This window comes from Diaminobutyricimonas sp. LJ205 (genome assembly GCF_009755725.1).
Classification (GTDB): Bacteria; Actinomycetota; Actinomycetes; order Actinomycetales; family Microbacteriaceae; genus Ruicaihuangia.
Window position 1 is genome coordinate 3004558 of record NZ_CP046619.1, and the last position, 22855, is coordinate 3027412.

A 22855-nucleotide genomic window follows, 5' to 3' on the forward strand; every position below is an offset into this window, starting at 1 on the left:
AGGCCATTGACAACCGCCGCAAACGGCGTAACGTCGCCGCTCGTGACATCTGAGAGCCGCTCTCCGAAGCGGTGGATCATCGGCGACCCGCTGCCATCACATCACCTGGACGCGCAACTGCTGCCGAAGCACCTGGCGCTGCCGATCTTCGCCAGCGACCCGCTCTCGTCGGTCGCCTACGCCCCGCAGGAACTGCTGCTGATCCTCAGTCTCGGCGGGGTGGCCTTCCTCGCATTCGCGCCCTGGGTCGCCCTCGCCGTGATCGTTCTGCTCGCCACGATCGTCGTGAGCTACCGGAGGCTGATCAAGGCGTACCCGGGTGGCGGCGGCGACTACGAGGTCGCCTACAAGAACCTGGGTGAGAAGCCGGCGCTGGTCGTGGCATCCGCGTTGCTCGTGGATTACATCCTCACGGTCGCCGTCAGCGTCGCGAGCGGCGTCGACAACATCATCTCCGCGCTGCCGGTGCTGCACGACGCCCGCATCGAGCTGGCGGTCGGCTTCGTCATCCTGCTCGCCGCCATGAATCTCCGGGGCGTGCGCGAGTCCGGCCGCGCCTTCGCGTTGCCGACCTACGTGTTCATCGGCAGCCTGGGCCTGCTGGTAGTCACCGGCCTGGTCCGCACCGTCATGGGGGATTCGCCCGTTGCCGAATCGGCGCAGTTCGCCGTGCAGGCTGAGGAGCTCACCCAGGCGGCCGCCATCCTCCTGCTGTTGCGCGCATTTGCCAGCGGATGCTCCGCCCTGACCGGTGTGGAAGCGATCTCGAACGGGGTTCCGGCCTTCCGGCGACCGAAGATCAGGAATGCCCAGCAGACCCTCGTGCTGATGGGCGGCATCGCGATCACCCTGTTCGCCGGTGTCACCGCGCTCGCCCTGATCAGCGGGGTGCACTACGTCGAGAATGCCTGCCATCTGATCAGCTGGGGCGACTGCGCCACGCATCCGCAACGCAGCGTCATCGCGCAACTGGCCGCCGCGGTGTTCGGCGACAACAGCGCGCTGTTCTTCCTGGTCCAGGCTGCCACCGCTGCGGTGCTGCTGCTCGCCGCGAATACCGCGTTCAACGGTTTCCCGCTGCTCAGCTCGGTGCTCGCACGTGACCTTTATGCGCCGAAAGCCCTGCAAACCCGAGGCGACCGACTGGTGTTGTCGAACGGGGTGGTGGTGCTCGCGCTCGCGGCGATCCTGCTGCTGCTGGTGTACCGGGCGAACCTCACCCAGCTCATCCAGCTCTACATCATCGGCGTCTTCGTGAGCTTCACGCTCGGGCAGTCCGGAATGGTGCGGCACTGGATCCGGATGCTGCGAGCCCCACGCCGGCGCAAGGAGGCGGTCAGCGGCCTGATCATCAACGGTTTCGGTGCCGCGATGACCGCGTCGGTGCTGGTCATCGTCACGATCACCAAGTTCACCCACGGTGCCTGGCTGGTCTTCGTGATCATGCCGGCGCTGTTCGCGCTGATGCTCGGCACGAACCGCTACTACCGCAAGGTCGAGCAGCAGATCACCGTCGATGACAGCACCGTCTATGGTTCCCAGGGCGACCACGCCATCGTCCTGGTCGGCCGGATGCAGCAGCCCACGCTGAAAGCGCTGGACTACGCGATCGCCGCCCGCCACGACAGCCTCGAGGCGGTGCACATCGCGATCGACGATGACGCCGCCGCTGAGCTGGAGCGGGCATGGGAGCGGCAGCACATCGAGGTGCCGCTGCGGATCGTGGCATCCCCGTACCGCGACATCAGCCAGCCGCTGATCGACTACATCCGCCGGCACCGGGAGGAGCACGGCTCGGAAGTGGTGACCGTGTACCTGCCGCAGTACATCGTCGGGCATTGGTGGGAGAACCTGCTGCACAACCACAAGGCCCGGCGCATCCGGCAGAAGCTGATGCTGTTCCCCGGCGTCACGGTGGCCCTGGTGCCGTGGCTGCTGGACTCGTCGAAGGCGCTGTTCCAGCGGCAACCGCGCCCGATGCCGGGGCAGGACCGCCGCGGCGAGCCGCGCCGGCCGGTGGTGCGCAAACAGTTGGCGCCGGCTAAACGGCGTCGCCGGTCCTAGGGCTGGTGACCCTCGGCGTCGCGTCGTTCGATCTCGGCAGCGCGCCGCTCGATTTCGAAGCGCATGCGCTCCTCGCGGAGCCGCTTTCGTGCCGGCGGCAGCACGACGGTGGCGACGATCACGCCGAGCACCAGCACGAGGACGCCGAACACGATCGGCACGAAGACCAGCAGCGCGGTGCCGAGATCAGTCACGAGGACAACCTCGACAGGGTGGCGACGACCTGGCGGGCGATCGCCCGGCCGGCACGGTTCGCGCCGATGGTCGACGCGGTCGGTCCGTAGCCGGCGAAGAAGATGCGCGGATCCTTCCACGAGGTGTGCTTGCCGACGGTGATGCCGCCGGCCTTCTCCCGCAGCCGCAGCGGCGCCAGGTGGCGCAACTCGGGACGGAAGCCGGTCGCCCAGATGATGACGTCCGCGGGGGTGAAGGAGTTGTCGGCGAAGCGCACGCCGTCCGGTTCGATGTGGGTGAACATCGGATGCTGCGTCAGCAAGCCGCGGTCGATGGCCGCCTGGATGCGACGGGTCCGAGCGACCCCGGTGCCGCTGACGATGCTCGGCAGCGCCCGGCCCTCACGGGCTGCTTCGTCCTGCATCGCCTCGGCCGCGCGACCGCCCTCGATCGGCAGTTCCTGCTCGTGCAGCCACTCCACCGGGCGGCGGCTGACCCAGGTCACCGAGGCGGCGACATCCTCGAGTTCCATCAGGAAGCCGATCGCGCTGGTACCGCCGCCGACGATGACGACGTTCTGGCCGGCGAAGTCGCCTGCGCCGGAGTAGTCAGAGGTGTGCAACTGGCGGCCGCCGAAACCGTTCAGTCCGGGGTACCAGGGAATGAACGGCGACCCCCAGGTGCCGGTGGCGTTCACGACCACCCGGGTGATCAGTCGCTGCTTCCCAGCCGGCGCGGTGAAGTCGACGGCCAGCTCGACTCCATCGTTCTCGACCCGGGTCACGCTCGCGGGCCGGATCACCGGCAACTCGAAGTGCTGCTCGTATCGCGCGTAGTAGTCGGCGACGACGTCTTTCGCTGGCAGCGTACGGTCGGCGGTTTCAAAACTCACGCCGAGGTCAGCCATCCCGGGCAGGTCGTGCACCTTATGCGCGGAACCGAGCCGAAGCGAGTCCCAGCGGAACTGCCAGGCACCACCGGTGGCGGGTCCGCGATCAAGCATCAGAAAGTCGGTACCGGGCTCAAGGCCGAGCCTGCGCAGGTAGTACCCGACCGCCAGACCCGCCTGACCGGCACCGATTACGATAACCTCAGTGTCGTAGCGGGCAGACTTCACCCGGACAACGTTACCTTCGCGCGGTTGCCTCACGCCGCAGCTTCGGAGCGCCCGCATGGTAAACTCTTCGCTAGATTTCTAGTCCCTGTTCGCCGTTTGATTCATAAGGGGGTCACGCATGGGGCGCGGCCGTCAGAAGGCAAAGCACACCAAGGTTGCCCGGGAGCTGAAGTACTTCAGCCCGGACACGAACTATGGTGCCCTCGAGAAGGAGCTAGCCGGCAATCCGCGTCTTGAGGAGGACCTCGAGAAGTGGCCGGAATACACCGCATACGAAGACAAGTACGGCGACGAGGACGAGTCCAACATCGCCTGACCTGTCGTTCGAATGCGAGCGCCGGTGAAGCCGGCGCTCTAGTTCTCTTCGGTGGGTGAGTTCACGCCGCTCAATCGTGTTGATTGAGCGGCGTTACTTCGTGCCTCCGCGTCAGTTCGCGTAGGCCGAGACCAGGCGAACCGCTCCGCCGTCCACGCCCTTGGCGCCCTGCTCGAATCCGGCGAGCTCGCGCTCTTCGGTGCTCACCGTGCCGGCGACCCAGGCCGGGATGCCGCGGGCTTCCGACGCGCGGATGACCGAGGCGGCGGCATCCTGCGCCACAACCGCGAACATGCCGATGCCGAGGTTCCAGGTGCCCTCAGTGTCGTTCAGCTGCAGCCCGCCCCAGTCCGCGAGCACGCGGAACACCGGCAGCGGCGACCAGGTGGAGCGGTCGATCTCCGCCCAGGAGCCGACCGGCAGCACGCGCGCAAGGTTGGCGGCGATGCCGCCGCCGGTGACGTGGCTGAGCGCGTGGATCGCGCCGGGCTGCTCATCCAGGATGCCGAGCAGCGGCGACGTGTAAAGGCGGGTCGGTTCGAGCAGCACCTCGCCGATTGCGCCACCGAGGTCGTCGGAGTGGTCGCTGTAACCCAGGTCGCGGCTGGCGAGGATGTGCCGCACCAGCGAGTATCCGTTGGAGTGCAGTCCGCTCGCGGCGAGGGCGACGATCACGTCGCCGTGCTGCACGCGATCCGGGCCCAGCATGGCGTCAGCTTCGACCACGCCGACAGCGGCTCCCGCGACGTCGTAATCGTCCGGGCCGAGCAGGCCGGGGTGCTCGGCGGTCTCACCGCCGACCAGTGAGGTGCCGGTCGCCTCGCAGGCTTCGGCGATGCCGCGCACGATCGTGGCGATCCGCTCGGGGACAACTTTGCCGCAGGCGATGTAGTCGGTCATGAACAGCGGCTTCGCGCCCACCACGACGATGTCGTCGACGACCATGCCGACGAGATCCTGACCGATCGTGTCGTGCTTGTCGAGCGACTGGGCGATCGCAACCTTGGTGCCGACGCCGTCGGTCGAAGTGGCGAGCAACGGGCGACGGTACGAGGTGAGGAAGCCGACGTCGTAGAGGCCGGCGAAGCCGCCGACCCCGCCGAGCACGTTCGCGGTGTGGGTCTTCGCCACCGCGGCTTTCATCAATTCGACGGCGAGGTCACCTGCCGCGGTATCGACTCCGGCCTGTTGGTACGCGTTGGCGGTGTTGTCGGTCACCCATTAAGCGTACCGGGGGGCAAGCTCCCCAAACGGCATCCGAAATGCCACCCAGCGAGGTGTGCGAGACTTTATTGGCGCCGGATCCCGGGCGCTCTGCCCTATCTTCTGGAGCCTGCCTAAAGCATGTGCGGCATTGTCGGCATCGTCTCGTCCCATCCCGTCAACCAGCTCGTTTACGACAGCCTTTCGCTGCTGCAACACCGTGGCCAGGACTCGACCGGGATCGCGACCGCAGAGGGCAGCATCCTGCACATCCAGAAAGCCAAGGGGCAGGTGCGCGAGGCGTACCGCACCCGCGACATGCGCAGCCTGCTCGGCACGATGGGCCTCGGCCACGTGCGTTACGCGACGCGTGGCATCGCCTCGTCCGAGGAGGAGGCCCAGCCGTTCTATGTCAACGCGCCGTACGGCATCATCCTCGTGCACAACGGCAACCTGACGAACACGCGGGAGCTGACCCGCGACCTCTTCACGAACGACCGGCGGCATCTGAACACGTCCTCGGACACCGAATTGCTGGTGAACGTGCTCGCGCATGAACTGCAGCAGGAGGTGTCCGGCCTCGACCTCGACCCCGACCAGGTGTTCAACGCGGTTTCCCGCGTGCACGAGCGGGTCGAGGGTTCCTATGCGGCGATAGCGCTGATCGCCGGCCACGGAATGCTCGCCTTCCGTGACCCGTTCGGTATCCGCCCGCTGATCCTCGGCGTTCGGCACGTCGACGGCGAACCCGACGAATGGGTCGTCGCCAGTGAGTCGCTGGTGCTCGAGGCCGGCGGCTACGAGATCGTGCGCGACGTGGCGCCCGGCGAGGCGGTCTTCATCAGCCGCGATGGCCGGATGGAGTCCCGCCAGTGCGCGCAGAACCCGCGGTTGATCCCCTGCTCGTTCGAGTACGTCTACCTCGCCAGGCCCGACTCGATCATGAACGGCATCTCGGTCTACGAGGCACGCCTGCGCCTCGGCGAACGGCTGGCGGACACCATCGCCGCGCACGCCTCGCTGGGCGACATCGACGTGGTGATGCCGATTCCGGACTCGTCGCGGCCGGCCGCGATGCAGGTGGCCCGCAAGCTCGGCATCGAGTACCGCGAGGGCTTCTACAAGAACCGCTACGTCGGCCGGACCTTCATCATGCCGGGACAAGCGGAGCGCTCCCGCTCGGTGCGTCAGAAGCTGAACGCCATGAGCTCGGAATTCAAGGGCAAGAACGTGCTCATCGTCGACGACTCGATCGTCCGCGGCACGACGTCGAAACAGATCGTCGAGATGGCCCGCGCTGCTGGGGCGAACAAGGTCACCTTCACCTCCGCCGCCCCGCCGGTGCGCTACCCGCACGTGTACGGCATCAACATGCCGTCGCGGAACGAGCTCGTCGCCCACGGCCGGAAGATCCCGGAGATCGCCACCCTGCTCGGCGCTGACCGGATGATCTACCAGGAGGTCGCCGACATGCAAAGCGCCATCATCGAGGGCTCGGATGTCACATCGCTCGAGATGAGCTGCTTCACCGGTGAGTACGTGACCGGCACCGTCAGCGACGAGTACCTCGCTTGGGTTGAGGCGAATCAGCTGAGCTGAGACCCGGGTGAGCTCGGCTGGGTTAGCTTGGCTACGGCTCGATCTCGCCTTCGACCTCTTCGGGCACGGCGTCGGCGTGTGAGCGTTCCGCGGCAATCACCCGGGCCCGCCGCGTCGACACCCGGTCGATGAAGAGCGCGACGAGCGCCCCGATCAAGACGCCGGCAGGGACGCCGAAGATCATCAGGTAACCGACGAGCACCCCAAAGCCGATGTTCGGGTCGGTGGGGTACAGAGACGCGATGATCAACGTGGCGATCGCGCCCAGCGCACCGCCGATGATGAGGAACGTCGGGATCTTGGGTGCGCGGCGCACCCGCACCTCATCGGTGCCTTCGACGGTCTCGCGCTCGTTCATCACCCAACCATTGTCGCGCATCGTCGCCGAGCGAATGCCGTTCGACTCAGGTCAGCGAATCACTCAGCGGTCGCCGACCGGCAGCACCGGAAGCACGTCGATGAGATCCGCGCGCGAGCCCGAGGCGCTGACGCGGGCAGCGGCGAGCGCGTCAGTCCAGGCCAGCGAACCCGTGGCGAGACCGAGCCAGGTGGAGGCATCCATCTCCACAACGTTCGGCGGCGTGCCGCGGGTGTGCCGGGGCCCCTCGATCGCCTGCACCGCCCCGAATGGCGGCACGCGGACCTCGACCGAGTTGCCGGGCGCCTGCTCGGCGAGCAACTGCAGCAGATAGCGCACTGCCAGCGCCATTGCCTCCCGGTCGTCGTCGCCCTCGAGTGCCTTGTGCACGGCCGCTACTCCGACGATCTCAACGATCTTCGTCTTGCTCACGCTTCCACGGTACCTGCCCAGATTGGTGGCTGAGACGCCCGGTACGCTGACGAGGTGAAGATTCTCGTGCTTGGATCCGGTGCCCGCGAACACGCCATTGTCAGTGCGTTGCTCAGTGAAGAAGCCGGCCACGAGATCACCGCCGCCCCAGGCAACGCGGGCATCGCCGCGGATGTTCCGGTCGTCGCCCTCGACCCGACGAACGGCGCGATCGTCTCCGAGTACGCGCTCGAGAACGACATCGAGCTCGTCATCATCGGACCGGAGGCGCCGCTGGTGGCCGGGGTCGCCGACGACCTGCGCGGCCGCGGCATCCCGGTATTCGGACCTGGCAAGGCCGCCGCACGGCTCGAGGGGTCCAAGACGTTCGCGAAGCACATCATGGAGACGGCCGGGGTGCCCACCGGCCGCGCCGACCGCGCCGGCACCCTGGATGAGGCGGTGGCACTGCTCGACGGCTTCGGCGCACCGTACGTGGTCAAGGCTGACGGACTCGCCGCCGGCAAGGGCGTCATCGTCACCGATGACCGGGCCGCGGCGGTCGCGCACGCTGAGCACTACCTGCAGCAGGGCTCGATTCTGATCGAAGAGTTCCTCGAGGGGCAGGAAGTGTCGCTGTTCCTGCTCAGCGACGGGCACACCGTGCTGCCACTGTCTCCCGCGCAGGACTACAAGCGCATCGGCGACGGCGACACCGGCCCGAACACGGGCGGGATGGGCGCCTACTCGCCACTGCCGTGGCTGCCCGACACCTTCGTCGACGAGGTGATCGAGACGGTCGCGCTGCCGACCGTGCGGCAGTTGGCGGCCGAGCAGACTCCGTTCATCGGCCTGCTCTACTGCGGCCTCATCATCACCCCGAACGGTCTGCGGGTGATCGAATTCAATGCCCGCTTCGGCGATCCGGAGACCCAGGTCGTGCTGCCCCGGCTGATCACCCCGCTCAGCGGGCTGCTGCTGGCGGCGGCGACTGGCCGGTTGAGCGAACGGGAGCGTCCGGAGTTCCGACCCGAGGTCGCGGTCACCGTCGTGCTCGCCAGCGAGGGTTACCCGGAGTCTCCGATCACCGGTCGTGCGATCAGCGGCCTGGAACGACTCGAGGGTGTGACCGTCGCGCACGCGGCAACCGCCGCCACCGACGATGGCTTCATTGCCACCGGCGGACGCGTGCTCAGCGTCGTTGCACTCGCCTCCGATTTCGCCGAGGCGCGGGCACGGGTCTACCGCGAGCTCGGCAAGCTGTCGCTCGAAGGCGGCCAGTATCGCACCGACATTGCCGCGCGGGTCGCCGAATGAGCGTCGAGCTGCCGGGCTGGGAGCACCGGTATTCCGGCAAGGTCCGCGACCTGTACGCACCGGTGGACGGTTCGACCGACCGAATGCTCGTCGTCGCCTCCGACCGCGTCAGCGCCTTCGACCACGTGCTCGAGCCGGGCATCCCTGGCAAGGGAGCGCTGCTGACGAAACTCACCCTGTGGTGGTTCCAGCAGCTCCGGGACATCCCGAATCACCTGCTCGAGGGCGGCGAGGCGACCGGCGCCGCGCTCGGCGGCGGCTCGATCAATGAAAGCGGCTCCGTCGGCCTCGTCGGATCTCCCAGCGATGTCCCCGAGACGGTGGCCGACCGCGCCATGCTCGTGAAGGCGCTGGACATGTTCCCGGTCGAGTGCGTGGTGCGCGGTTACCTCTCCGGCAGCGGCTGGGTCGAGTATCAGCAGTCCCAGAGTGTCTGCGGAATCGCCCTTCCGGCCGGGCTGCAGGATGGCGACCGCCTGCCCGAGCCGATCTACACGCCCGCCTGGAAAGCGCCGATGGGCGAGCACGACGAGAACATCACCTTCGAGCGCACTGTTGAGTTAGTGGGGGCGGATGTCGCAACCTCCCTTCGTGACCTGTCGCTGGAGATCTTCAGCCGAGCCTCTGACATCGCCCTCGCCCGCGGGGTGATCCTGGCCGACACCAAGTTCGAGTTCGGCGCCGACGCCGACGGCGTGATCACCCTCGGCGACGAGGTGCTCACCTCGGACAGCAGCCGCTACTGGGACGCCGGGCTGTACGCCACCGGAGATCGCACCGCGAGCTTCGACAAGCAGATCGTCCGCGACTGGCTTTCGAACAACTGGGACCGGACCGGCACCCCGCCGACCCTGCCTCAGGAGATCGTCGAGCGCACCGCTCACCGCTACCGTGAACTGATCGACCGACTGACAGGAGTCTGACGTGCCCGAGATTCGCGAAGTATCGTACGAGCACGCCGACAGCACGATGTTGCGTGCTGCCCAGAAAGCGGAGCTGGCCGCACGCTACGGCACCCCGGACTCCGAACCCGGCGTTGCGCCCTCGGGCGCCGACATGACGGCGTTCTTCGTGGCCTACGAAGATGGCATGCCGGCCGGCTGCGGAGGCCTGCGCCAGCTCACCGACGACGAGGCCGAGATCAAGCGGATGTATGTCACCCCCGCCCACCGCGGCACCGGGATCTCGGTCGCCGTGCTCGAGGCGATCGAGGCGTTCAGCCGCGAGAGCGGTCTCAGCAAGCTGGTACTGGAGACCGGCACCCTGCAGCCGGACGCGATGCGCTTCTACGAGCGCGAGGGGTACACGCGCATCCCGAACTTCGGCGCGTACATCGGCTCCGAGCTTTCGGTCTGTTACGCCAAGAGCCTGTAGCAACAACCGGCTTCAGCGCGAGGCATCCCTCCCCCTTCCCCACCGGCGCAAACGCGCGTGTAATGGCTTCGCGCGCCCGTTTTTTCAGGCGCGGCGGGCCGGAACCCGAGCGCCGCGCTGCCAGACGCGGGAATGCCGACGTGCGCCCGGCGTTGAAGTGTGCGAGAATACTTGAACATTCAAGGAAGTGGTGAAATGAGCACAAAGGACATCCTCGCGGCTGGCACAGGCATGGGCGCGGTCACCCTCAAGGTGGCAAACCTCGACCGCATGGTCGCCTACTACCACCAGGGCGTCGGCCTCGACTTGCTCGCGCAGGAAGGCAGCAGCGCGATCCTCGGTCGTCCCGGCAACCCCGCCCTCATCCTCGAGGTCGCTCCCGAGCTCAAGCACGCCCCGGAGACTGCCGCCGGCCTGTACCACAACGCGTTCCTGTTCTCGGAGAAGTCGGATCTAGCCGCCTCCGTCTACTCGGTCGCTCGCAAGTACCCGCAGACCTTCACCGGCAGCTCCGACCACCTCGTCAGCGAGGCGTTCTACTTCAACGACCCCGAGATGAACGGCGTCGAGCTGTACTGGGACCGCCCGGCAGAGTCGTGGGAGTGGCAGAACGGGAGCGTGAAAATGGGCACGCTGTACCTCGACCCCAACCGCTTCCTGCAGGAGAACATCACCGAGCAAGGTCTCGCCGAGACCGGCGACGGCGACGCGGCCATCGGCCACGTGCACCTCAAGGTTGGCGACATCAAGACTGCCAAGGAGTTCTACGTCGACACGGTCGGCTTCGAAACCACCATCGAGTACGGCACCCAGGCGCTGTTCGTCTCAGCCGGTGGCTACCACCACCACCTCGGCATGAACACCTGGCACAGTGCCGGTGCCGGCGCGCGCACCCCCGCGCTCGGACTCGGCGAGGTGTCGATCCAGGTGCCCACCGCGGATGACCTCGGCGCGCTCGCCGAGCGGCTGACCGCCCGGAAGGTTCAGATGCGCAACACCGGCACCGAGGTCACCTTCGATGACCCGTGGGCGAACCTGGTCAAGGTCACCGCCGCGGCCTGACCAGCGCCCGGCCGGTGCGCGCGGCGAAGTCCAGCGCGTCACCGGCCTGCAGCAGGTCGAAGGCGACGCCGGATTCCTCGACGGGTTCGGCGATCCGGATCACGCTGCGACGCAGCAGGTGCACGTGCGTCGCCAGCGTTCCGCTGAGTTCCCAGCCCCGTTCGACATGAGCGGAGCCGTACTGGCGGGCCCGTGAACAGGACGCTCCGAGCCGGCAGGCGCCGCACCGGCCGCAGCTGACGGTCGCCTCCCAGGCGACGCGCATGCCGAGCTTGATCGGCAGGTTGTCGGGCGTGCGCGGCGGCCGGCCCGCCCCGAGAGCGACGACGTGACCGACCCCTTCGGAGCCGAGCACCACGGGCGTGAAGCTGCGCCGTCGGCCGACTGCGGTCTCGGCATCCTGTACCGACAGCACGGCCAGTTCGATGCGCACCAGCACGTCCCCGCGACCCAGCGTGACCAGCGGCACAGCCATGCGCTCCAGCGGTTCGCCGGCACGGCGCAGCACCATCGCCTCGGCCGGCGGTGTCAGTTCGATCGACCGCGGCGTCTTCGCCCCCTGGTGCATTCCTGCACGCTAAGCAGGTCGGGTGAACAGTCCCCCAACAGGGGGTGTCTTGCCGGAGCGGGAACGCGAGACGCCCGGCCCCACGAAGGGACCGGGCGTCTGCAGCGGTGTCGTTACTCGGCGACGCCGACGTACTCTGCGGCCTCGATCGGCGTTTCGCCGGGAGTCTCGAGGTTCACGCGCAGCTTGGCGCCGAGGGTGGCGTCGACGTTGGTCCAGTACTGGATCGCGCGCTCACGGATCTCGGGGCTCTTCACGCCACCGACCGCCCCGGTGATCGTCTCGAGGAAGCGCTCCTTGGCGGCGTCATCGAAGACATCGCGGTACAGCGTGCCCGCCTGGCCGAAGTCGTCGTCCTCGGAGTGCAGCGTGGCGGCCGCGCGCACGAGGGCGCCGTCGGACTCCCAGCTGCCAGCACCGGCGCGGGCAGCATCCGCCACCGGTCCTGCCTTCGAGTTCGGAGCGTAGACCGGCACCTCGGGGGCGTTGAAGTAGTGACGCTGCGCGCCGTCCTGCGAGTAGTTGTGCACCGGAGCGGCGTGCGGGGCGTTCACCGGGATCTGGGCGTAGTTCGTGCCCACCCGGTAGCGCTGCGCGTCGGGATAGCTGAACACGCGGGCCATCAGCATCTTGTCGGGGCTGATGTCGATGCCCGGAACCGTGTTCGCCGGCGAGAAGGCGGCCTGCTCGATCTCGGCGAAGAAGTTCTGCGGGTTGCGGTTCAGCGTGTAGGTGCCGACCTTGATCAGCGGGTAGTCCGCGTGCGGCCAGACCTTGGTGATGTCGAACGGGTTGAACCGGTAGGTCTTCGCGTCCTCGTACGGCATGATCTGCACGTTGACGTCCCACGACGGGAAGTCGCCGCGCTCGATCGCCTCGTACAGGTCGCGACGGTAGTAGTCGGCGTCCTCGCCGGCGATGCGCTCAGCCTCGGCACCGGTGATCTCGTGGTTGCCCTGGTTCGAGGTGAAGTGGTACTGCACCCAGAAGCGCTCGCCCTCGGCGTTGATCCACTGGTAGGTGTGCGAACCGAAGCCGGGCATTTCACGCCAGGAGCGCGGGATGCCGCGGTCACCCATCAGATAGGTGACCTGGTGTGCCGACTCGGGCGAGTTGGTCCAGAAGTCCCACTGCATGTCGGCGTCGCGCAGGCCCGAGCCCGGCAGGCGCTTCTGCGAGTGGATGAAGTCGGGGAACTTGATGCCGTCGCGGATGAAGAACACCGGGGTGTTGTTGCCGACGATGTCGTAGTTGCCCTCGGTTGTGTAGAACTTGATCGAGTAGCCGCGCACGTCGCGCCAGGTGTCAGGGCTGCCCTGCTCGCCGGCGACCGACGAGAACCGGATCAGGATCTCGCTCTTCGCGCCGGGCTGGAACACCGCGGCACGGGTGTACTTGGAGACGTCTTCGGTCACGACGAACTCGCCGAATGCGCCGCCGCCCTTGGCGTGCACAATGCGCTCCGGGATGCGCTCGCGGTTGAACTGGGCGAGCTTCTCGACGAGGTAGCGGTCGTGCAGCGCGGTGGCGCCGTCCGGTCCGGCAGTCAGCGAGTGCTCGTCGCTGGCGACCGGGGTTCCGGTCTGCGTGGTCGTGAAGTTAGACATGGATCTCCTTCTGGTCAGGGTGGATGGAATGAGGGGAATTGGGAGTCTCGACGGGCTCGACCAGCGAGGTGGCGGCCTGACAGTTCGGGCAGAGGCCCCAGAATGTGACCTCGGCGGCATGCACGACGAAGCCGGCGGCGTGAGACGGCGTCAGGCAGGGAGCCTCGCCGACGACGCAGTCCACGTCCTGCACGGCGTGGCAGCTCGAGCAGATCAGGTGGTGATGATTGTCATCGACCCGGCGCTCGTACAGCGCGGGGGAGCCGGCCGGCTCGATCCGGCGAACCAGTCCGGCGTCGGCGAGCGCGGCGAGCACGCCGTAGACCGCCTGTAGCGAGGTACCCGGCAGTTCGTCGTGCACGGCGGCGAACAACTGTTCGGCGGCAGCGTGCGGGGAACGCTCGAGGGCATTCATCACGGCCAGTCGACCGGCGGTGACCTTCAGCCCGTGATCACGCAGCGTTTCGCTGAGCACATCGGTTCCGGTCATGCGACCAGCATATCTGTTGTTTTGATCTACTCAAAACAAGTGGTTCCAACCAGCGTCGAGCCTGCGCAATTTGGGGTTATCCGCGCTGATAACCCCAATTCGTGCAGGCTCGCGGCCAAAGTCAGGCTCGCGGCCAGAGTCATGCTTGCGTTGTCCTATATGTGTGTTGTCTAATATCAGGGTGAGCATGAAGCACGCCATCCTCGGCCTCCTCGACCTGGCTCCGATGACCGGCTACGACCTGAAGAAGAACTTCGACGCCACCATCGCCCACTTCTGGGCCGGGGATCAGGCGCAGATCTACCGCACGCTGACCGCCCTCGTGCAGTCCGGCCTGGCGGAGGTGTCGGTCGTCGAGCAGACTGGCAAACCCAACCGCAACGTGCACCGCCTCACGGAGGCCGGCCGCGCCGAACTGGAGCGCTGGCTGCGGTCTCCCCTCGAGCAGGACAGCCCGCGGGAACCGTTCCTCGCCCGCCTGTTCTTCGCCGGCCGACTCGACGACGACGCTGTGCGGCACCTGATCGCCGAGCGCCGGGAGCGCGCGCAGGCTGAACTGCAGATTTTGACCTCGATGCGCGACCGCGAACCCGCGGCATCCGACCTCGCTCACCGCCTGCGACTCGCAACTCTCGACAACGGCATCGCCCACACGACCACCGAAATCAGTTGGCTGACCGACCTGGAGTCCACACTATGAACATGCACGTCACCGAACTCGGCGACCTTCGCGGAGAGACCGTCGTCTTCCTGCACGGCGGCAACGTCGCCAGTTGGATGTGGGGCCTGCAACTCGAGGCCGTGCCCGACTTCCACTCGATCGTGCCCGACCTGCCCGGTTTCGGCGCCTCTAACGGGGAGCCGTGGCTGTCCCTCGCCGACACCGCCGACCAGGTCGCCACCCTCATCCGCGAACGGGCGAACGGCGGCACCGCGCACGTGGTCGGGCTCTCGCTCGGCGCCATGGTCGGCACCGTGCTTGTGGCGCGGCATCCGGAGCTCGTCCTCTCGGCGATGCTCACCGGCGCCCCGCTGAACGGGGTGCACGGCTTCACCCGCTGGATGGGAATGGCGCAACTGCGATTGTGGGGCAGCCGGGGCTACTGGAAAGGGCTCGCGCGCGCGTTCCGGATGCCGGAGGACTCCGTCGACTTGTTCGTCGAGACCGGCCTCGGCATCGACATCCCGAGCGCCCGCCGCATGATGACCGAGGTCTACGACGGTCTCGGCCAGCACCTGCCCGGGTTGGTGAGCAGCACCGTGCCACTGCTGGTGCTCGCCGGCGAGAAGGAGCACGGCAGCGTCGCGGCGTCCTTCCCCGAGTTCACCTCGCGCACCGATGCCGTGACCACCCGGATCGTGCCCGGCATGCACCACGCCTGGAACGCCGAGGACCCGGAATTGTTCAACCGGATCATGCGCGAGTGGCTGATCAGTCGCACAGCGTCTGCCGAACTTCTGGCCCGGTAGACTGGCGGCATCCCCTTTCTGGCGAACCTCCGGGAGTGATTCGTGCCCACCATCGTCGTCGAAGTCATGCCCAAGGCTGAGCTTTTGGACCCGGCCGGCAAAGCCGTCGCCGGATCGCTCGCCCGGCAGGGCAAGACCCAGTTCACCGGTGTCCGCATCGGCAAGCGTTTCGAGATCACCGTCGACGGTGAGATCACGGATGCGGTGCTCGCCGAAGCCCGCGACCTGGCTGAGCACATGCTCGCCAACACGGTGATCGAAGACGTCGTGAACGTCGCAGTGCTCGACTCGACTCCGGCCGCCGCCGAGGTCACCCAGTGAGAGTCGGCGTCGTCACCTTCCCCGGCTCCCTCGACGACCGGGACGCGCAGCGCGCGGTTCGCCTCGCCGGCGCCGAGCCGGTAGCACTCTGGCACGGCGAGCATGACCTCAAGGGCGTCGACGCGATCGTGCTGCCCGGCGGCTTCAGCTACGGCGACTACCTGCGCTGCGGCGCCATCGCCGCCCGCTCGCCGATCATGGCCGAGGTCATCGACGCCGCCAATGGCGGGATGCCGGTGCTCGGCATCTGCAACGGCTTCCAGATCCTCGTCGAAGCCCACCTGCTGCCCGGCGGACTGGTGCGCAACGACCACGGCGCGTTCATCTGCCGCGACCAGAAGCTGCGGGTCGAGAACACCTCCACCGCATGGACGAACGGCTTCACCGACGGCCAGGAGATCACCATCCCGCTGAAGAACGGTGAGGGCGGTTTCATTGCGGATGCCGCAACGCTCGAGCGTCTCGAGGGCGAGGGTCTCGTCACCTTCCGTTACCTCGAGGTGAACCCGAACGGGTCGATGAACGACATCGCCGGCCTGCGGAACGAGCGCGGCAACGTGGTCGGCCTGATGCCGCACCCCGAGCACGCCGTCGAGGAAGGCTTCGGTCCGGACACCGCTGAGGCGATGGCCTCCGGCACCGACGGATTGACCTTCTTCACCAGCGTTCTGCAGGCGCAACTGGCGTCGGTCTAGAGCCTCTCGAAACGCTTCCTGTTCGGGCGTAGCGTTGCTGCCACGCAACCGATCGAACAAGGAGTCTTCAATGGCCGAGCTCTCTCCGATCCAGCCGTGCCTGTGGTTTGACAACCAGGCGCGCGAGGCGATGACGTACTACGTCGACGTCTTCCCGAACTCCCGGATCATCAGCATCGACGAGTACCCCGACGAGTCGCTCGACGAACACTTCGTCGGGATGTCCGGCAAGGTGATCAATGGACAGTTCACACTGAACGGCGTGGACTTCGTCTGCCTCGACGGCGGGCCGCTCTTCACCTTCAACGAGGCGATCTCGTTCATCGTCTCCTGCAAGGACCAGGAGGAGATCGACTACTACTGGTCAAAACTCTCGCACGTGGCCGAGTCCGAGCAGTGCGGCTGGTGCAAAGACCGGTTCGGGCTGAGCTGGCAGATCATCCCGGCGAACATGGGCGAACTCACCCGCACTCCCGCGCAGGTTCAGGTGATGATGGCGCAGAAGAAGATCGTCATCGCCGAGTTGGAGAACGCCTGAGCGGCCTCAGCGGGCGGCGGTGAAGAACTCCACCGCCGACTGGCGGAACACCCGCGACCCGGGCGCGTTGAAGTGATGCCGGTCGGGTAGTTCCACGAAGGTGCTGTTGGGCGTGGCATCCGCAAGCTTTCGCGATTGCTCAAGGATGGCGTCCTCGCTGCCGGTCGCGAACAGGATCTGCTGCTTGGGCGGGTTCGCCGGATCCGGGTCGGAGTCGGCGTAGCGCATGCCCTCGGCGAGCGCGAGGAGTGCCAGCAGGTCGTTGCCGGCGACGCGCTCGGCGACCGTGCAATAGTTCTGCGTCACCCGATCCTCAACCGGGATGCCGTGCTCCGCGTAGGCACGCGCCTCATCGAGCTTCAACCGGGCCAGCGGGCGACCATCGGGAATACCGCCGAGCACGGCAAGGTCGATGTGCTGAGGAACGAGCGCGGCCAGCTGCCAACCGATACGTGCGCCGAGCGAGTATCCCGCGTAGTGCACGGTGTCGAAAAGGTAGGTGTCCAGCACGGTGACCAGGTCTTCGATGAGGGCGTCCATGCCGTAGGCCCTGGCCTGGTGCGGCTTGTCGCTGACTCCATGGCCGCGCTGGTCGACGCCGAGCACCCGGAACCCGGCGCGCGTTAGGTCGCGCACCCAGCCTGTGTTCACCCAGTTGTCGCGGGTGCTCGAGGCGAACCCGTGCACGCACATCACCACCGGGGCATCCTCGTCCCCCCACAGGTAGGTCGCGATCCGGCGGCCGTCGGACGCCATCACGTACTGCGGCGTCGGCATCTCGGTCAAGGCGGGGATCGCAGCGCTCATGTCAGCCATTCTCCCGGGTGGACGGCTCTGGTCCGCGTTTGTGCCCGTGTGGAACCAGTGTGCCCGTTCGAGCGGGCACCCTCGTCCCGAACAGGCACACTCGCCACCGCGGGCTCAGCGGGTGGCATCCGCGTTCACGATCGGGATCGACTGGGTGAACTCGTGCGCCCGCTCCTCCGCCTCGGGGCTGCCGCTGAAGAGGCCCGGACGTTCCGCGATCGGAGCCGGCGAGACATCCGCCGTCCGCGCTTCACGGACCACCTCGAAGCGCTGCCTCGGCAGGCTCTCGTCGGCTTCGACGCGCACGAACTCGACCAGTTCCTCGCGCACGATGCAGCGCAGGTCGAAGAGCCTTCCGGCGTCCGAGGCCGACACCAGCACCCGAATGCGAATCAACCCACCGATCGCATCGGTGACCTGCAGCACCGCGGTGCGGCCATCCCACAGGTCGGTGCCGGTGAGCACGATATCCAGCTGGTCGCGCAACCGCTGCACCGGCACCTGCCAGTCCAGGTCCAGCTCGACCGAGCCGATCAGGTCACTGGTGCTCCGCGTCCAGTTCTCGAACGGGGTGGTCGTGAAATAGGTGGAGGGCAGCACCAGCCGCCGGTCGTCCCAGATCTTCACGACGACGTAGGTGAGGGTCATCTCCTCGATCCGGCCCCATTGGCCCTCGGCGATCACGACGTCGTCGACCCGCAGCGCATCGCTGAACGCGAGTTGCACGCCGGCGAACACGTTGCCGAGCGTCGACTGGGCGGCGAGGCCGGCGATGATACTGATCACGCCGGCCGAGGCGAGGATGCTCGCGCCGACCGTGCGCACTCCGGGGAAGGTGAGCAACACCGCGGCAAGCGCGATGACCACGATGAGCGCGACCCCGAGCCGCCGCACAATGGTGAGCTGGGTGTGCACCCGCCGGGCAACCCGGTTGTCGGCGACATCGATGCGGTACCGCGTCATCGCCTGGCCGATCACGAACGACAGCAGCGCCGAGAGCAGCCATGCGCTGATGATGATCACCAGGATGCTCAGAACCTGCGCGACCACCGCGCGCAGTGCCTCACCCGGCAGCGACAGGGCAAGCGCAGGCCACAGGGCGATCGTGACGATCAGCAGCCGGAACGGCAACCTGGCCTTCTCCATCAACGGTTTCGGCCATTCCTTGTGCCGGGCGAACGTCCTCATCAGGATCGCAGTGATCACGATGACGACGATCGCCGCCACCAGCGCGATCCCTATTGCAACGAGCACTCCCGGCCACGATCGCCATTCGAACATTCGGATGCCTCCCCCTGACTGGTCTCAGACACGTCCTTTCCACACTGACATGACGGTCTGGACTGTGCACGGATCCGGACACAGGCTGCGCCGGTAGACTGAGGCGGCCCGGCATCCGTTCCCTCCAGGAGAGTCCGCCCACGTGAGCACGCCCGTTGACACTGTCGCCCATGCCGCTGCAACCCCTGAGAAGGAGCAGCCGTACGCGGCGCTCGGGTTGAAGCCTGACGAGTATGACCGGATCCGCGAGATCCTCGGCCGCCGCCCCACCTCGGGCGAACTGGCGATGTACTCGGTGATGTGGAGCGAACACTGCTCCTACAAGAGCTCGAAGAAGTACCTGCGCCAGTTCGGGCAGAAGGTCAGCCCGGCGATGAAGAAGAACCTCATGGTCGGCATGGGCGAGAACGCCGGCGTCGTGGATGTCGGTGAGGGCTGGGCCGTCACCTTCAAGATCGAGAGCCACAACCACCCCAGCTACATCGAGCCGTTCCAGGGCGCCGCGACCGGCGTCGGCGGCATCGTCCGCGACATCATCTCGATGGGTGCCCGCCCGGTCGCCGTGATGGACGCGCTGCGCTTCGGCGCCATCGACCACCCTGACACCGCCCGCGTCGCGCACGGCGTGGTCTCGGGCATCAGCTTCTACGGCAACTGCCTCGGCCTGCCGAACATCGGCGGCGAGACCTACTTCGACCCGATCTACCAGGGCAACCCGCTGGTCAACGCGCTCGCCGTCGGCGTACTGCGGCACGAAGACCTGCACCTGGCCAACGCCCGCGGTGTGGGTAACAAGGTTGTGCTGTTCGGCGCCCGCACCGGCGGAGACGGCATCGGCGGAGCCTCCATCCTCGCCTCCGACACCTTCGCCGATGGCGGACCGACCAAGCGCCCCGCGGTGCAGGTCGGCGACCCCTTCGCCGAGAAGGTGCTCATCGAGTGCTGCCTGGAACTGTTCCAGCAGGAGCTGGTCGAGGGCATCCAGGACCTCGGCGCCGCCGGCATCAGCTGCGCGACATCCGAACTCGCCTCCAACGGCGACGGCGGCATGTTCATCGAGCTGGAGAAGGTGCTGCTGCGCGACCCGTCGCTCACCGCCGAGGAGATCCTGATGTCGGAGAGCCAGGAGCGGATGATGGCCATCGTCCGCCCCGAGAAGCTCGACGCCTTCCTCGCCGTGGTCAAGAAGTGGGATGTCGAGACCAGCGTCCTCGGCGAGGTCACCGACACCGGCCGACTGATCATCAACTGGCACGGCGAAGAGATTGTCAACGTCGAGCCGCGCACCGTCGCCGTCGACGGCCCGGTCTACGACCGCCCGGTCGTCTACCCGAAGTGGATCGACGCGCTGCGCGAGGACTCGGCATCCACTCTCCCGCGCCCGACTGACGCCGACGAGCTCAAGGAGCAGGCGCTGCGCCTGCTCGGCTCGCCGAACCTGGCCGACAAGAGCTGGGTGACCAACCAGTACGACAAGTACGTGCTCGGCAACACCGCGCTCAGCTTCCCCGACGACGGCGGCATGGTTCGCATCGACGAGGAATCCGGTCTCGGCTTCGCCGTCGCCACCGACGCCAATGGCCGCTACTGCCAGCTCGACCCGCGTCTGGGCGCACAGCTCGCACTCGCGGAGGCGTACCGCAACGTCGCTGTCACCGGCGCGACCCCGGTCGCCGTCTCGGACTGCCTGAACTTCGGCTCCCCCGAGAACCCCGAGGTGATGTGGCAGTTCAGCGAGGCGGTCGCGGGTCTGGCGGACGGATGCCTCGAGCTCGAGATCCCCGTCACCGGCGGCAACGTGTCGTTCTACAACCAGACCGGCGACGTGCCGATCTTCCCGACCCCGGTGGTCGGCGTGCTCGGCGTGATCGACGACGTCGCCCGCCGCATCCCGTCCGGCTGGCAGGACGAGGGCGACAACATCTACCTGCTCGGCACCACCTCGCTCGAGCTGGACGGCTCGGCCTGGGCCGGCGTCATCCACGACCACCTCGGCGGACGCCCGCCGGCCGTCAACCTCGAACGCGAGAAGGCCCTGGCCCAACTGATCGCCGCCGGCGGCCAGGAGTCGCTGATCGGCTCGGCGCACGACCTCGCCGACGGCGGCCTCGCTCAGGCGCTGGCCGAATCGGTGATGCGCTTCGGTGTCGGCGCGCGCGTCTGGCTCACCGAGATCATGGAGCGCGACGGCGTGGACGCCGCCACCGCCCTGTTCAGCGAGTCCACCGGCCGGGTGATCGTGTCGGTGCCGCGCGAGGACGACGTCAAGTTCCGCGGCCTGTGCGAGGGACGCGGCTACCCGGTGCTGCGCATCGGCGTGACGGATGCCGCGAACCCGGCGCTCGAGGTGCAGGACCTGTTCACCCTGAGCGTCGACGAGCTGCGCGCCACCCACCGTGCGCCGCTGGTCGAGGCCTTCGGCGCGGTCGTCGGGGCGTAGCAGCCATCGTGGTCGACCGGTTCCGCGTGATCCCGGCCGCCTACGTCTTTCTGCGCCGCGGCGACGAGGTGCTGCTGCAGTTGCGGCGGGACACCGGCTACTACGACGACCACTGGGCCGCTGGAGCGGCCGGACACGTCGAACAGTACGAGTCGGTGTTCGACGCTGCCCGCCGGGAGGCATCCGAGGAACTCGGGATCTCGGTGGCATCCGCCGACCTGCTGCCGCTGACCGCCATGCACCGCACCCACCCCGGGCACGCGCCGATCGATGAGCGCGTCGACTTCTTCTTCGAGTGTCGCGCCTGGACCGGCGACCCGGTGCTGCAGGAGGCGAAGGCGGCCGACCTGCGCTGGTTCGGACTCGACGCGCTGCCGGAGCCGGTGGTGCCGCACGAGCTGTTCGTGCTGGAGCACCTGCGCGACGGCAGCATGCCGCCGATGGTGACGTTCGGGTTCTAGAGTGACGCCAGCTCGAACCGCACCGACATGGTGTGGCTCTCCCCGGGCGGCAGGCTGATAGCGAGCGCGCCGACGTTGCTGGCCTCGACGCAGAGCATGCCCTGCCACTCGTCATCGCCGAAGTCGGACATGCCGTGCGCCTTGTCGACCCACGGGTTCCAGACCACGGTCGTCTCGGAGCCGGATTTGGTGACGGTGATCGACCGGCCGAGAGCCGGGTCTTCGACGACCGTGGGCTCGGCCGGGCCGAGGTAGATCCGGTCGGTCTCCCCGGTGATCGTGAGCGGCCCCGCCTGGCCGGGCAGCGACGGCCCGCCGAGCACCTTGTCGAGATACGGGATGTCCTCGAGACCGCGGATCCGGATGTCGCGGACGTCACCGACCGTCAGATACGTGTGCAGTGCCTGCTCGTACCGGAACGCCACGTCGTCGCGGTTGGCCACCGTGAGCGACAGGTCGAGCTGCTCGCCCACACGAACCGTGTAGAACGCCTCGAACCGGTGCGGCCAGGCCGACGCCCGGGTTTCATCGGTGTCGGTCAGGCGCAGTGTCACCGTGACGGCGTCATCGGACTCGTCGGCGCCGAAAAACTCCCAGTCAGTGGTCCGGGCGAAGCCGTGCGCAGGGGCGGAGGCATCCGTCCCGTGTGGTCCGAACCACGGAAAGCAGATCGGCACGCCGCCGCGGATCGCCGAGCCGGCGCGGAATCGGCTGTGCTCGCTCAGCCAGAGCGCTTCGCCGTTGCCGGCCGGCGCCCAGCTGGTCAGTTGACCGCCGTGCAGGTACAACTCGGCGTTCGCAGCGGAATGATCGATCCGCACCCGGTCAAGGCCGCCGGCGCCGCTGTCGCGGGTGAGCGTCATCCGTGCTGGTCCGCGCTGTTGGCGATCTGCTCGTGGTGGTGGATGACCTCGGCCACGACGAAGTTGAACCACTTCTCGGCGAACGCGGGGTCCAGCTGCGCCTCTTCGGCGAGCGCCCGGAGGCGGGCGATCTGCGTGGCTTCACGGGCCGGGTCGGACGGCGGCAGGTTGTGCGCTGCCTTGAGCCTGCCGACCTGCTGGGTGAACCGGAACCGCTCCGCCAGCATGTGAATGAGCGCGGCATCGATGTTGTCGATGCTCTTGCGGATGCCGGCCAATTCTTCGAGGACGTCGGGCTCGCGTGGTGCCATGGTTCGAC

Annotated in this window: 26 protein-coding genes; 14 read left to right on the forward strand and 12 right to left on the reverse strand. The window is 67.5% G+C overall.

Annotated elements, in window-relative coordinates; all coding sequences use genetic code 11:
• Nucleotides 1–42: 42 nt before the first annotated feature.
• The gene (locus GO591_RS14610; protein WP_232466198.1) at nucleotides 43–2064 is read left to right on the forward strand and encodes an APC family permease; all 2022 of its coding nucleotides are present in this window, start codon (nucleotides 43–45) and stop codon (nucleotides 2062–2064) included.
• On the opposite strand, the gene GO591_RS14615 is transcribed toward GO591_RS14610, so the two are convergent.
• Both GO591_RS14615 and GO591_RS14620 read right to left on the reverse strand, forming a co-directional pair.
• Nucleotides 2061–2258, reverse strand: a complete 198-nt coding sequence (locus GO591_RS14615; RefSeq protein ID WP_157157490.1) for a hypothetical protein — start codon at nucleotides 2256–2258, stop codon at nucleotides 2061–2063. The genes GO591_RS14610 and GO591_RS14615 overlap by 4 nt on opposite strands.
• Complete coding sequence (locus tag GO591_RS14620) at nucleotides 2255–3355, reverse strand: NAD(P)-binding domain-containing protein (protein WP_157157491.1); 1101 nt, start codon at nucleotides 3353–3355, stop codon at nucleotides 2255–2257. Before GO591_RS14620 ends, GO591_RS14615 begins: the two co-directional genes overlap by 4 nt.
• Nucleotides 3356–3473: 118 nt before the next feature.
• On the opposite strand from GO591_RS14620, the gene GO591_RS14625 reads away from it, so the two are divergent.
• Nucleotides 3474–3671, forward strand: a complete 198-nt coding sequence (locus tag GO591_RS14625; protein ID WP_157157492.1) for a DUF3073 domain-containing protein — start codon at nucleotides 3474–3476, stop codon at nucleotides 3669–3671.
• Between the two features lie 111 nt (nucleotides 3672–3782).
• Here GO591_RS14625 and purM read toward each other — a convergent pair whose 3' ends face one another.
• On the reverse strand, nucleotides 3783–4889 hold the full coding sequence (purM, locus tag GO591_RS14630; protein ID WP_157157493.1) for a phosphoribosylformylglycinamidine cyclo-ligase: 1107 nt from the start codon (nucleotides 4887–4889) through the stop codon (nucleotides 3783–3785).
• A gap of 126 nt (nucleotides 4890–5015) precedes the next feature.
• On the opposite strand from purM, the gene purF reads away from it, so the two are divergent.
• Entirely contained in the window at nucleotides 5016–6473 is a 1458-nt protein-coding gene (gene purF / locus GO591_RS14635) for an amidophosphoribosyltransferase (RefSeq protein WP_157157494.1), read from the forward strand.
• 31 nt (nucleotides 6474–6504) lie between these two features.
• Here the strand turns inward: purF and GO591_RS14640 are convergent, their stop codons facing one another.
• Nucleotides 6505–6834 carry a hypothetical protein gene (locus tag GO591_RS14640; RefSeq protein WP_157157495.1) on the reverse strand — a complete coding sequence of 110 codons (330 nt, stop codon included), beginning with the start codon at nucleotides 6832–6834 and terminating at the stop codon, nucleotides 6505–6507.
• Between the two features lie 60 nt (nucleotides 6835–6894).
• The gene (locus tag GO591_RS14645; RefSeq protein WP_157157496.1) at nucleotides 6895–7263 is read right to left on the reverse strand and encodes a sterol carrier family protein; all 369 of its coding nucleotides are present in this window, start codon (nucleotides 7261–7263) and stop codon (nucleotides 6895–6897) included.
• 54 nt (nucleotides 7264–7317) lie between these two features.
• On the opposite strand from GO591_RS14645, the gene purD reads away from it, so the two are divergent.
• The 4 genes from purD to GO591_RS14665 all read left to right on the forward strand — a co-directional run bounded on the left by purD (nucleotide 7318) and on the right by GO591_RS14665 (nucleotide 10995).
• A complete protein-coding gene (gene purD, locus GO591_RS14650; RefSeq protein ID WP_157157497.1) occupies nucleotides 7318–8559 on the forward strand; it encodes a phosphoribosylamine--glycine ligase in 1242 nt (413 codons plus the stop codon).
• Nucleotides 8556–9482: a phosphoribosylaminoimidazolesuccinocarboxamide synthase gene (locus GO591_RS14655; RefSeq protein ID WP_157157498.1), complete on the forward strand. Its 927-nt coding sequence runs from the start codon at nucleotides 8556–8558 to the stop codon at nucleotides 9480–9482. The genes purD and GO591_RS14655 overlap by 4 nt, the downstream gene beginning before the upstream one ends.
• Before the next feature lies 1 nt (nucleotide 9483).
• Nucleotides 9484–9933 (forward strand): GNAT family N-acetyltransferase, encoded by a 450-nt coding sequence (locus GO591_RS14660; RefSeq protein WP_370455299.1) that lies wholly within the window; start codon nucleotides 9484–9486, stop codon nucleotides 9931–9933.
• 195 nt (nucleotides 9934–10128) lie between these two features.
• The gene (locus GO591_RS14665) at nucleotides 10129–10995 is read left to right on the forward strand and encodes a VOC family protein (protein ID WP_157157499.1); all 867 of its coding nucleotides are present in this window, start codon (nucleotides 10129–10131) and stop codon (nucleotides 10993–10995) included.
• Here GO591_RS14665 and GO591_RS14670 read toward each other — a convergent pair.
• From GO591_RS14670 to GO591_RS14680, 3 genes are all read right to left on the reverse strand, one after another.
• On the reverse strand, nucleotides 10979–11563 hold the full coding sequence (locus GO591_RS14670) for an alcohol dehydrogenase catalytic domain-containing protein (protein WP_157157500.1): 585 nt from the start codon (nucleotides 11561–11563) through the stop codon (nucleotides 10979–10981). The two genes, GO591_RS14665 and GO591_RS14670, sit on opposite strands and share 17 nt — an antisense overlap.
• A 113-nt stretch (nucleotides 11564–11676) precedes the next feature.
• Nucleotides 11677–13170, reverse strand: a complete 1494-nt coding sequence (locus GO591_RS14675) for a catalase (protein WP_157157501.1) — start codon at nucleotides 13168–13170, stop codon at nucleotides 11677–11679.
• On the reverse strand, nucleotides 13163–13660 hold the full coding sequence (locus GO591_RS14680) for a Fur family transcriptional regulator (protein ID WP_157157502.1): 498 nt from the start codon (nucleotides 13658–13660) through the stop codon (nucleotides 13163–13165). The genes GO591_RS14675 and GO591_RS14680 overlap by 8 nt, the downstream gene beginning before the upstream one ends.
• 187 nt (nucleotides 13661–13847) lie before the next feature.
• On the opposite strand from GO591_RS14680, the gene GO591_RS14685 reads away from it, so the two are divergent.
• The 5 genes from GO591_RS14685 to GO591_RS14705 all read left to right on the forward strand — a co-directional run bounded on the left by GO591_RS14685 (nucleotide 13848) and on the right by GO591_RS14705 (nucleotide 16684).
• A complete protein-coding gene (locus GO591_RS14685; protein WP_157157961.1) occupies nucleotides 13848–14360 on the forward strand; it encodes a PadR family transcriptional regulator in 513 nt (170 codons plus the stop codon).
• Between the two features lie 2 nt (nucleotides 14361–14362).
• Nucleotides 14363–15130, forward strand: coding sequence for an alpha/beta fold hydrolase (locus GO591_RS14690; RefSeq protein WP_157157503.1), 768 nt, complete (start codon nucleotides 14363–14365; stop codon nucleotides 15128–15130).
• Nucleotides 15131–15172: 42 nt separating this feature from the next.
• Complete coding sequence (gene purS, locus GO591_RS14695; protein WP_157157504.1) at nucleotides 15173–15451, forward strand: phosphoribosylformylglycinamidine synthase subunit PurS; 279 nt, start codon at nucleotides 15173–15175, stop codon at nucleotides 15449–15451.
• Nucleotides 15448–16146, forward strand: a complete 699-nt coding sequence (purQ, locus tag GO591_RS14700) for a phosphoribosylformylglycinamidine synthase subunit PurQ (protein WP_157157505.1) — start codon at nucleotides 15448–15450, stop codon at nucleotides 16144–16146. Before purS ends, purQ begins: the two co-directional genes overlap by 4 nt.
• A gap of 70 nt (nucleotides 16147–16216) precedes the next feature.
• Entirely contained in the window at nucleotides 16217–16684 is a 468-nt protein-coding gene (locus tag GO591_RS14705) for a VOC family protein (protein WP_157157506.1), read from the forward strand.
• Nucleotides 16685–16690: 6 nt separating this feature from the next.
• On the opposite strand, the gene GO591_RS14710 is transcribed toward GO591_RS14705, so the two are convergent.
• Together GO591_RS14710 and GO591_RS14715 are read right to left on the reverse strand one after the other, a co-directional pair.
• Nucleotides 16691–17491, reverse strand: coding sequence for an alpha/beta fold hydrolase (locus GO591_RS14710; RefSeq protein WP_157157507.1), 801 nt, complete (start codon nucleotides 17489–17491; stop codon nucleotides 16691–16693).
• A 114-nt stretch (nucleotides 17492–17605) separates the two neighbouring features.
• Complete coding sequence (locus GO591_RS14715; protein WP_157157508.1) at nucleotides 17606–18772, reverse strand: mechanosensitive ion channel family protein; 1167 nt, start codon at nucleotides 18770–18772, stop codon at nucleotides 17606–17608.
• 142 nt (nucleotides 18773–18914) lie between these two features.
• Here GO591_RS14715 and purL point away from each other — a divergent pair, with 142 nt between their 5' ends.
• Nucleotides 18915–21212, forward strand: a complete 2298-nt coding sequence (gene purL / locus GO591_RS14720; protein WP_157157509.1) for a phosphoribosylformylglycinamidine synthase subunit PurL — start codon at nucleotides 18915–18917, stop codon at nucleotides 21210–21212.
• An 8-nt stretch (nucleotides 21213–21220) separates the two neighbouring features.
• Nucleotides 21221–21673, forward strand: a complete 453-nt coding sequence (locus tag GO591_RS14725) for an NUDIX domain-containing protein (RefSeq protein WP_157157510.1) — start codon at nucleotides 21221–21223, stop codon at nucleotides 21671–21673.
• Here the strand turns inward: GO591_RS14725 and GO591_RS14730 are convergent.
• Entirely contained in the window at nucleotides 21670–22536 is an 867-nt protein-coding gene (locus tag GO591_RS14730; RefSeq protein WP_157157511.1) for a D-hexose-6-phosphate mutarotase, read from the reverse strand. The two genes, GO591_RS14725 and GO591_RS14730, sit on opposite strands and share 4 nt — an antisense overlap.
• Nucleotides 22533–22847: a chorismate mutase gene (locus tag GO591_RS14735; protein ID WP_157157512.1), complete on the reverse strand. Its 315-nt coding sequence runs from the start codon at nucleotides 22845–22847 to the stop codon at nucleotides 22533–22535. The genes GO591_RS14730 and GO591_RS14735 overlap by 4 nt, the downstream gene beginning before the upstream one ends.
• Between the last annotated feature and the right edge of the window lie 8 nt (nucleotides 22848–22855).